At 45.9% G+C, this 10,643-nt stretch carries 8 protein-coding genes and 1 tRNA gene; 6 read left to right on the top strand and 3 right to left on the bottom strand.

The genetic code is table 11. The annotated features are described in order from the left end of the window. Positions 1 to 386 precede the first annotated feature (386 nt). Together NE665_RS16190 and NE665_RS16185 are read right to left on the bottom strand one after the other, a co-directional pair. Positions 387 to 460 (bottom strand) — tRNA-Gly (locus NE665_RS16190). Positions 461 to 838: 378 nt separating this feature from the next. Further along, positions 839 to 1,516 carry a TIGR00266 family protein gene (locus tag NE665_RS16185; RefSeq protein WP_117444273.1) on the bottom strand — a complete coding sequence of 226 codons (678 nt, stop codon included), beginning with the start codon at positions 1,514 to 1,516 and terminating at the stop codon, positions 839 to 841. 111 nt (positions 1,517 to 1,627) lie between these two features. Here NE665_RS16185 and NE665_RS16180 point away from each other — a divergent pair, with 111 nt between their 5' ends. From NE665_RS16180 to feoB, 6 genes are all read left to right on the top strand, one after another. Continuing rightward, on the top strand, positions 1,628 to 2,578 hold the full coding sequence (locus NE665_RS16180; RefSeq protein WP_117444274.1) for a Gfo/Idh/MocA family oxidoreductase: 951 nt from the start codon (positions 1,628 to 1,630) through the stop codon (positions 2,576 to 2,578). An 84-nt stretch (positions 2,579 to 2,662) separates the two neighbouring features. Continuing rightward, the gene (locus NE665_RS16175; RefSeq protein WP_117444275.1) at positions 2,663 to 3,928 is read left to right on the top strand and encodes an aminotransferase class I/II-fold pyridoxal phosphate-dependent enzyme; all 1,266 of its coding nucleotides are present in this window, start codon (positions 2,663 to 2,665) and stop codon (positions 3,926 to 3,928) included. A gap of 13 nt (positions 3,929 to 3,941) precedes the next feature. Beyond that, positions 3,942 to 4,889, top strand: coding sequence for a homoserine O-succinyltransferase (gene metA, locus NE665_RS16170; protein ID WP_117444276.1), 948 nt, complete (start codon positions 3,942 to 3,944; stop codon positions 4,887 to 4,889). A 531-nt stretch (positions 4,890 to 5,420) separates the two neighbouring features. Further along, on the top strand, positions 5,421 to 6,557 hold the full coding sequence (locus NE665_RS16165) for an aldo/keto reductase (protein ID WP_117444277.1): 1,137 nt from the start codon (positions 5,421 to 5,423) through the stop codon (positions 6,555 to 6,557). 369 nt (positions 6,558 to 6,926) lie between these two features. Continuing rightward, the gene (locus NE665_RS16160) at positions 6,927 to 7,172 is read left to right on the top strand and encodes a FeoA family protein (RefSeq protein WP_117444278.1); all 246 of its coding nucleotides are present in this window, start codon (positions 6,927 to 6,929) and stop codon (positions 7,170 to 7,172) included. Next, positions 7,162 to 9,276: a ferrous iron transport protein B gene (gene feoB, locus NE665_RS16155; protein ID WP_117444279.1), complete on the top strand. Its 2,115-nt coding sequence runs from the start codon at positions 7,162 to 7,164 to the stop codon at positions 9,274 to 9,276. The genes NE665_RS16160 and feoB overlap by 11 nt, the downstream gene beginning before the upstream one ends. Before the next feature lie 117 nt (positions 9,277 to 9,393). On the opposite strand, the gene NE665_RS16150 is transcribed toward feoB, so the two are convergent. Further along, complete coding sequence (locus tag NE665_RS16150; RefSeq protein ID WP_008819296.1) at positions 9,394 to 10,599, bottom strand: acetyl-CoA C-acetyltransferase; 1,206 nt, start codon at positions 10,597 to 10,599, stop codon at positions 9,394 to 9,396. Between the last annotated feature and the right edge of the window lie 44 nt (positions 10,600 to 10,643).

Below are 10,643 nucleotides of genomic sequence, written 5' to 3'. Positions count from 1 at the left end.
TAGCATTCATTGGATTCACACCAACTCCTCCACGGAGCATTTTATTTATAAGTATCATTATACGAAGGTCCTGGCGAACCGGCTTTCGAGACCGCTTTTTCTGCCTGATATGGATCGCTCTTGTATTCTTGATTTCTTTCTGAATTCAAAAATACCGTCTTGGCGTATCATCAGATGTCGCTCACTTCTTGTTTTAGTGCTCGCTATTTTATTTTCAAAGATCATGGATCATGGACCATGGTGGAGGAAAAAGAAAAAGGGATGTATAAGGAGAAATATTCCTTACACATCCCGTGTACATATCGTACGAACTCGCTTCCGATTTTTCGTAAAATTTAACAAAAATGCCCAGAGCCATAGGCTCTGAGCACAAATCTTACTCATAATGGAGCGGGTGATGAGAATCGAACTCACGTAGTCAGCTTGGAAGGCTGAAGTTCTACCATTGAACTACACCCGCATCTCTTGATTGCTCTAATAATATACACCATTTTTTTTGATTATGCAATACTTTTTTTGAATTTTTTTCACTTTTTTTACAACCAGATTCCTATTCATTTGAGAGAGTCTGTAAAACAATAAGAGATATCGTGTATGGATTTATCATAGACTTTCTTACGATTTGGTTTTGTGCGTTTCTCTACACATCGATGAATATTGGCCAAGGCGTTTCCTTTCCCGGAAGAAGACGTGTAGCTCTATAGCACGCATATACGTAGCCCTTTCAATTCTGTAAAAGCTGCTTAGTATGCTGCTGCACGAAAAGATAGCAGCCTATTGTTTGATAACAAAAAAACCTTCCCATACACTTTTATGTAGCATATGAGAAGGTGTCCGGTTAATTTTTAGGCACCAGAGAAATCACACGGTCTGCCAAAACACTGAATGGCATCGTCTGCAGCCAGATTTTGCCGGGACCGCTTAACGTCGCAAGAAACATTCCTTCACCACTGAAGAATTTGTTTTTCAATCCCTTTACCGTTGTAATATCAAAGTGTACAGTTTCCTCGAATCCGGCGATATATCCCTGATCCACCTGCAAGGTTTCACCGGGAGCCAGTGTTTTTTCAATGATATCTCCATCGATCTCAAGAAAGGCTGTACCGTTTCCTGTCAGCTTCTGTAAGACAAAGCCCTCACCGCCAAAAAATCCGGTACCCAGCTTTTTGCGGAAGTGAGCCTGTAGATTCACCCCGTCCTCTGCAGCAAGAAAAGCATTTTTCTGAACAATGAGCGTCTCCCCATCCTGCAGGGTAACAGGCAGAATTTTACCTGGAAAGCTGGAGCCGAAGGCAATTTCCGCATGGTCGTGACTGCTTGTATACGTGGTCAGGAAAATAGATTCACCGGACATCGCACGTCCCAATCCCTTCAGCAGCCCTCCACGGGTATTGGAATCCATGGAGAACCCTTCTTCCATCCAGCACATGGCGCCGGATTCAGTAAACATTTTTTCGCCACGATCCAGCTTGCAGACAACGGCCGGCAGTTGTCCGCCGATTATTTCATATTTCATGATAATCTCCTCCTATCGTATGATATCTTTATTCTATCATAATTGGAAAATATTTACCTTTTCTATTGTGCGAAAGTGCGATAAAATTAGAGCAGAAAGTGAGGACATACGATGATACGTGTAGGAATTATGGGGCTGGGGCAGATTGCACATCGTGTAGCAAAGGGAATCTGCTATGCAGAAAATGCAGAGCTGTATGCGGTCGGCTCACGCTCCTTAGAAAAAGCAAGAGCGTTTCAGGGACTGTATGGAGCGAAAAGAATCCATGACAGCTATGAAAAGCTCCTGCAGGATCCGCAGGTGGAGATGGTATACATATGTACACCCAATCATCTGCATTTCGAGCATATTCAAAATGCTTTGCGTCATGGAAAGCATGTTTTATGTGAAAAGCCGCTGGTGGCGAATGCGCAGCAGCTAAAGGAGTGCTTTCAGCTGGCACGCAGCAGCAATCTGTTTCTAATGGAAGCGGAAAAGACATTATTTACGCCGTTGAACAGAAAGCTCAAGCAGCTGGTAGAGGAAGGCGTGATCGGACAGCTGCAGTATGTGGAGGGCAGCTATTCCTATCCGATCGATGTTTCAGAAATGAAGGAGGACCACTGGTGTTTTTCCAAAGAAGCCGGCGGCAGTGTCTATGATGTCGGTGTGTATCCAATCTGTTATGCGAACTGGTTTTCCAATGGACGCATAACAAGCATACAGGCGGTCAAGGATTGCGCAGTTCAAGGCTATGATATGTTCACACAGGCATTGCTCACCTACGATAACGGTATGATAGCCAGTGTGCGCAGCGGCTGGAAGCAGTGGATGGATAATCGCGGGGTGTTGTATGGCAGTGAGGGCAGTATTGAGACAGAGAACTTCTGGAAAAATACCAGAGCGATTGTGAATAAAAACGGGATCAGTACACCCATTGAGGTTGAAATGAAATCCGACTTCACCGGGGAGGTGGAGCACGCGGCGGCATGCATAGAGCAGGGACTGCTGGAGAGTCCGATTTTAGGAGAGCGACAAAGCATGGAAATCATGAAGGTCCTGGAATATGTGAAATCCCTTTGATATTTTTGAAAGTTTTTCATTACGGATTGAATGTTTTTCATAAAGATAGTAAAATAATACGCAGTGAAAGGTGAGGTAATTGTAATGAAAATTGAATCAAAATGTCTGCATGCAGGCTATGAACCGAAAAATGGAGAACCTCGTGTTCTGCCGATTTACCAGAGTACGACCTATAAATATGACTCTACAGACTTTGTCGGTCAGCTGTTTGATCTAACGGCGGAGGGACACATGTATTCCCGCATCTCCAATCCGACGGTGGATGCGGTAGAGAAAAAAATTGCAGCGCTGGAGGGCGGTGTAGGAGCGCTTTGTACAACGTCCGGACAGTCCGCAACCTTCCTTGCTTTGATGAATGTGCTGGAAAGCGGAGATCATCTGGTGGCTTCCTCTACTATATACGGAGGTACGGTCAATCTGCTGTCTATCACCTTCCAGAAATTCGGTATTGAAGTATCCTATGTGGATCCGGATGCGGATGCCAAGGAAATCGAACGGCTGATTCGTCCGAATACGAAGGCAATATTCGGAGAGATTATGGCAAATCCTGCTATGAATGTACTGGATATTGAAAAATTTGCCAGTGTCGCACATGCGCATGACATTCCGTTGTTTGTCGATAATACCTTTGCGACGCCTGTTCTTTGTCAGCCGTTTCGTTTCGGAGCGGATATCGTCATCCACAGTACGACAAAATATATGGACGGACATGCATTGCAGGTTGGCGGCGTCATCGTCGATGGGGGAACCTTTAACTGGGCAAACGGCAAATTTCCTGGGCTGAGTACGCCGGATGCTTCCTATCATGGTATCGTGTATACAGATACCTTCCAGGAGGCTGCATATATCACCAAGGCCAGAGTTCAGCTAATGCGTGATCTGGGCTGCTATCCGGCAGCACATTCCGCCTTCCTGTTGAATCTTGGGTTGGAAACGCTGGCAGTCCGCATGGAACGGCATTGTGCGAATGCACAAAGGGCGGCTGAGTTTCTGGAAGCACAGGACGCGGTGGAATTTGTAAACTATCCAGGGCTGAAGCAGGATAAATATCATGCCCTGGCACAGAAATATCTGCCCAAGGGCTGCTGTGGCGTTGTTTCCTTCTCCATCAAGGGAGGAAGAGAGCGCGCCGCTGCTTTCATTGATCATTTGAAGATGGTATCTCTGGAAGTCCATGTTGCGGATATCCGCACCTGTATTCTGCATCCGGCAAGCTCTACACACCGACAGCTTACGGATGAACAGCTGGTGAACTGCGGCATTACTCCGGGATTGATCCGACTGTCCTGTGGAATAGAGCATATTGACGATATTCTGGAAGATTTAACACAGGCGTTTGCACAGATATAGGAGATGAAACAGCATGCCGATCAATATACCGAATGGCTTGCCTGCCAAGCAGATTCTGGAAAGTGAAAAAATCTTTGCACTGGAGGAGGACGTAGCCAGAAAGCAGGATATCCGTCCGCTGAAGATTGTGATTCTCAATCTGATGCCAAAAAAAATTGAAACGGAAACACAGATTCTGCGTCTGATTTCCAAATCCCCGTTGCAGGTGGATATCGATTTTATGATGGTTAGCAATCATGTGTCTAAAAATACAAGTGCGGACCATCTGTTGAAGTTTTATGATGATTTTTTGACACTGAAAAAGAATCGTTATGACTGTCTGATCATAACCGGAGCCCCGGTGGAGCATCTGGAGTTTGAGGATGTTGACTACTGGGAGGAGCTTTGTGAAATCATGGAATGGAGCAAGACGCACGTGTACTCTACGCTGCATATCTGCTGGGGTGCACAAGCCGGACTGTATTATCATTATCATATTCAGAAGCATTTGATGAAGCAGAAGGTGTTTGGGATTTATCCGCAAATGTTATGTGATGAATACAACTTTCTGACAAATGGCTTTGATGAAATACATTATACCCCACATTCGCGCCACACTGCCATCGATGAAGAGGCTCTGGCAAAACAGGATACGCTTGAAATTTTATCCCGCTCGGATATCACTGGAAGCAATATTGTTGCGACTAGAGATTTTCGGGAAATCTATATTCTGGGGCATCTGGAATATGGCAAGGAAACACTGGCGCAGGAATATTTTCGCGATCTTTCACAGGGTAAGGTAATTCAGCTTCCCTTTAATTATTTCCCAGAGGATGATCCACAGCAGGAGCCTGTTTTAACATGGCGTTCCCATGCAAATCTGCTGTATCGCAACTGGCTGAATTATGTATATCAGATGACACCGTATGACCTGCAGGAATTAAGCGCATATAAACAAGAACATAACAAGCAGCATATATAGAATTATCCTGAAATGATATAGGGGATACTGCCTTGGCGTGTATAATGATGTGAGTATGCAGCGCCTTGTGTGTTGTAACAGGCCTGCCATGCAGGCCGTCTTCACAGAGAACTGCGGTTCTTGAAGAATGCAGGAAGTCGACGGATGAAAGTAAACAGCCTGTTATTCCCGTATTTATCTGCAGTCACCTAGTATTTTACGAATGGGTAGAAATCAAGCATTGGCTGGACGATTTCTATCCGTTTTTTATTTTTCTGATACCAGGGGATGTGATTGCAAATCTGACAGATCAAGACCCGTAGGCAGCATAGCAAGAAATTTTTTCATAATTTGCAGCTTTCATTGTTCAGATCGGATGGCTTGCAAAAGAAACGATAGCTTTCTCTGGTCTGTGCCCTGCATTTTGAAACGGCATAGGGAATGCCTGATAGCTATTTTGTAAGATATTTTTGCCTGCTCTGTTTCCTTTTTCTTCCTGTGCGTTTATAATATAGGTATTATAAGATGCTGGTTAAAGGAGGAGTTTGAAGTATGGAATACAGAGAGCTAAATGAGGAATATCAGCCATCCCTGCTGGGATTTGGATGTATGCGTTTTCCGCTGGATGCACAGGGGAATATTGATGAGGCGGAAGCTGAACGGATGCTGGATACCGCAATCGCACATGGTGTGAAGTATATTGATACAGCATTTCCGTATCATCATGGAGATAGTGAGCCGTTTGTAGGCCGTGTACTGAAAAAATACGATAGAAGCAGCTACTATCTGACAACAAAGCTGCCGCTTTGGGATTTGCATACGCTGGAGGATGCGAAAGCGATGTTTGAAAATCAGCTGAAGCGCCTTGATGTAACGTATGTGGATTTTTATCTGCTTCATGCCGTTGATAAGGCGAAATGGGAAAAAGCAAAGCAGCTGGGCATCCTTACATACTGTGAAGAATTAAAAGCACAGGGAAAAATCCGGAATTTCGGCTTTTCCTTTCATGATGAATATGACGTATTTGAAGAGATTCTGACTTATCGCAAATGGGATTTCTGCCAGATACAGTATAATTATGTGGATACACAGGAGCAGGCGGGAGATCGCGGCTATGCACTGGCTGAGAAACTGGGAATTCCGATGGTCATCATGGAGCCGGTGAAGGGCGGTTCGCTTTCCAAGCTGCCACAGGATCTTGCTTCACGGTTAAAGGAAGCTGCACCTCACCGCAGTATCTCCTCCTGGGCGCTTCGCTGGGTAGCCAGCAAGCCGAATGTTAAGGTGGTGCTCAGTGGCATGTCCACCATGGAGCAGGTGCTCGATAACCTGTCCACCTTTGATGATTTTAAACCGCTGAGTGTAGCGGAGCAGGGGTTGATCAAGGAGATTGCAGAAGAAATCAAGGCGAGAACGATGAACGGCTGCACGGGCTGCGCTTACTGTATGCCATGTCCATTCGGTCTGGATATTCCAAAGAATTTCCGCATCTGGAATGAGCATGCAAAATATGGAAATACGGAAGTGGCAAGAAAACGTTATTTTGAAGAAATGAAGGAGGAAGAAAGAAGCAGCCAGTGTAAGAAATGCGGGAAATGTGAAGCCCTTTGTCCACAGCATATCGCTATACGTGAGGATCTGGCACGAATGAGCAGCGATATGGAGCTTCTAAAGAGCAAGGCTGAGTAAGCATGAAATGCAACCAATAATGCAGACAGGAGTGTTTCCATGATATCATGGCGGCATTCCTTTTTTTAGTGTAGAGCCTTTCTATCGATGCATTCTTCAATTTCTTCGGCAGCTACGCTGTATGGCATTTGCATAAAGCAAAGCAGGAGGGCAGCGTGCGCTGTTCTGCTTTGCTATGCGTATGTGCAGATGTATCGCTCTCAATTTTTTAAGTATTTGCACAGGTCTTTTGTAAGCCGTATTCCTGCGTAAATCCACGCCTAGACACTGTTGCTTCTGCCTGCTTCAGGCAAGGGGGGATAGCGCTTGTAGGCATTTGTGGAGGCGCATTTGCCCGCATGACGATAGTATAGGTGCAGGAGGGTAGAAATGAACTGTTTAAAAGATGCTGTTCTCAACGAAGAGGTTTTTGTGGAAGACATTGAGCATACGGCTTTAATGAAACGCAGGCTGATGGATCTTGGATTCGTACCGGGTACTGGAGTGATACCGGTATTGGAAAGTCCGAGCAGGGATATGCGTGCCTATCTGATCAAGGGCTGTAAAATCGCTTTACGCAGTGAAGACAGTGAGCGGATTCTGATAAAAGGGAAGGAGGATGGATATGCTGTTTGAAAAGCTTGTGCAGGCAAATGACAATATCAATGAACTGTATTTGAAGCAGCGCAAGGGATATACCATTGCTTTGTTGGGAAATCCCAATGTTGGAAAGAGTACCGTGTTCAATGAGCTTACCGGCATGAATCAGCATACCGGTAACTGGCCGGGGAAAACGGTGGAGCTTGCAAAGGGGCATTATACACACAGGTATCGCCAGAATCAGATGATCGATCTACCGGGAACATACTCCCTGCTTGCACACTCCAGTGAGGAGGAGGTTACACGAAATTATGTGTGCTTCGAGCCATGCGATGTGTGTCTGGTAATCTGTGATGCTACTGTACTGGAGCGTAATTTGAATCTGGTTCTGCAGACGATGGAAATCACAGATCATGTCGTACTTGTTTTAAACCTTATGGATGAAGCCAAAAAGAAGAACATCACCATTGATACGGAAAAGCTTTCTAAGCTTTTAAAGGTTCGTGTCGTAGAAATGAGCGCCCGCAATCATGAGGGCTTTGAGGATGTGAAGGAGGCCATTGAAGAGGTGGGCAACCGCGTTAGTGATGCGCAAAGTACAGCAATTCGCTATGCGGATGATCTGGAGCATGCAATTGAAGCAGTAGCCGCCGTTATGAAAACGCGCCGGCTCAATACACGCTTTGCTGCCTTAAAGCTGCTGGATCCGGAGGTTGATAATACACTGTTTTATGAGGATATCGAAAACAGGGAGGAAACAAAAGCGGAGGTAGAAAGACAGATCGAGCGATTAAAGAATAAGGATTTGTATGAACGTTTTGAAGACATCGTAGTACACGCCCTGCATGAAAGAGCAAGGGAAATCAGTGAAGAATGTATTATATTTAACAATGCATCCTACCAGAACAGAGATATGCGTATTGACCATGTTGTTACCAGCAAAGGCTGGGGACTGGTATGGATGGTCGTATTGTTATCTGTAATATTTTGGATTACCATTTCCGGAGCCAATGTTCCAAGCGAAATGCTTTCTGGAATGTTCGAGGATCTGCAGGTATGGCTGCATCATACGTTTGCCTCCTGGAGTATGAATCCGTATATCACAAGCTTTATCGTAGATGGAGTTGTGAAGACCTGTGGGTGGGTTATCTCTGTTATGCTGCCACCGATGGCGATCTTCTTTCCTATGTTTACGCTGCTGGAGGATTTTGGGTATCTGCCGCGGATTGCTTTCAATCTGGATGGCTTCTTTCAAAAGGCCTGTACCTGCGGAAAACAGGCGCTGACGATGTGTATGGGGTTTGGGTGCAATGCAGTAGGGGTAAGCGGTGCACGCATTATCGACAGTCCGCGAGAGCGTCTGATTGCAATTATCACAAATACCTTTGTGCCTTGTAATGGCCGCTTTCCTACACTGATCAGCATTATCACGATGTTCTTTGCAGGTGTTGTTGCAGCTCCGTGGAATGGTCTGCTGTCAACACTGCTGCTGACGGGTGTTATTGTATTTGGCGTCATCCTGACCTTTCTGACCTCACGCTTTTTGTCGAAAACACTACTGAAGGGAGTACCGTCCAGCTTCACACTGGAGCTTCCTCCGTATCGTCGCCCGCAGTTTGGTAAGGTGATCATACGTTCCATATTCGACCGTACGCTGTTTGTTCTGGGCAGGGCAGTGAGTGTTGCCATTCCTGCCGGGGCAATCATCTGGTTGCTGGCCAATATTCAGGTACAGGATGCAAGCCTGCTGCAGCATATATCGCTGTTTCTGGATCCCTTCGCCCATTTGATGGGACTGGATGGTGTGATTCTGCTGGCGTTCCTTCTGGGCTTTCCGGCAAATGAAATCGTTGTACCGATTATGATCATGGCATATCTGGCAAATGGATCCATGACGGATATCGGTGATCTTGCCGTATTAAAGGAGCTGTTCGTCAACAACGGCTGGACATGGGTAACCGCCATCTGCACCCTTATGTTCTCTCTGGTACACTTTCCATGTGCTACCACACTGCTCACCATACGCAAGGAGACACAGAGCTGGAAATGGACCGCCGTCAGCTTTCTGCTGCCGACCATACTTGGAATTCTGCTGTGTATGGGAATCAATCTGCTTGCGCATATCTTTCTGCTGGTATAACGATGTCCGCCAACTATGATGAGTTGAAAATAGAGCGCACAATTTATGCAAAAGGTAACGGCAAATAAATGGTTACAAAAAAAGAGGAGCCGTGTGGGGTTCCTCTTTTCTTACATATTATGGACGTTTTACGATAACTGCTGTACCCTGTCCGCCACCGATACACAGAGATGCAAGACCTGATTTTGCATCACGCTTGATCATTTCGTGAATCAGTGTAACCAGAATACGGTTTCCGGATGCACCAACCGGGTGACCCAGAGCGATAGCTCCACCGTTTACATTCGTTTTTTCCAGGAATGCTTCACGATCGATGCCGTGCTCTTCCACCAGCTCGTGTACAACACCTAAAGACTGAGCGGCAAATGCTTCATTCAGCTCTACCAGTTCAACCTCATCCAGCTTCATGTCTGCATATTTCAATGCATTGCGGATTGCCGGAGTAGGTCCCAGACCCATTGTTAACGGATCCACACCACCCTGACCGATGCCGACTACCTCGCACAGCGGTGTCAGGTTGTATTTTTCTACAGCCTCTTCACTAGCCAGCAGTACGAAGGAAGCACCATCGTTGATACCGGATGCGTTTGCAGCTGTAACACTTCCATCCTTAACGAATGCCGGACGCAGTTTCGCCATTTTTTCAGGCGTGGATTTGCGGTTTGGATGTTCATCTGTATCAAATACGATTGTTTCTTTTCTCAGCTTCACTTCTACAGGAACGATTTCATCCTTGAAACGTCCGGAATCAACAGCTGCGATTGCCTTCTGCTGGGAAGCATAGCCGAAAGCATCCTGCATTTCACGTGTGATATTGTATTTCTTGGCAATGTTTTCTGCCGTAACACCCATATGGATACCGTTCATAGCATCGGTCAGGGCATCATAGATCATGTGGTCTACACATTTGAAATCACCCATTTTGTTTCCTGTACGTGTGTTTGCAGGAATCAGGTAAGGCGCACCGGACATGGATTCCACACCACCGGCAACGACGATGTCATTGAATCCTGTCTGAATGGACATAACACCCTCCATAACGGTACGAAGACCGGAACCACATACCATGTTCACGGAGTGGGAGCATACGCTTTCCGGAATACCGGCAGCCAGGGCAACCTGACGTCCGATGTTCTGTCCCAGACCAGCACTCAGCACGTTTCCGCACAGCAGCTCGTCTACCTGCTCAGGAGCGACCTTTCCATCCTCCAGCAGTGCCTTTACTACTGTAGCCCCTAAATCAACTGGTTTTACGGTAGTTAAAGATCCTAAGAAACTACCGATTGCACTACGTTTAGCGCTAACAACATAAGTTTTTCTCATTTTTCTCTACCTGTCTTTCTTTCCAATGTAACGTGTCGCTTACG

This window comes from Clostridium sp. DFI.1.208 (genome assembly GCF_024463855.1).
Taxonomy (GTDB): Bacteria; Bacillota_I; Bacilli_A; order Erysipelotrichales; family Erysipelotrichaceae; genus Clostridium_AQ.
Note: the sequence above shows the minus strand (reverse complement) of the source record. Positions and strands in the feature narration are given on the sequence as shown.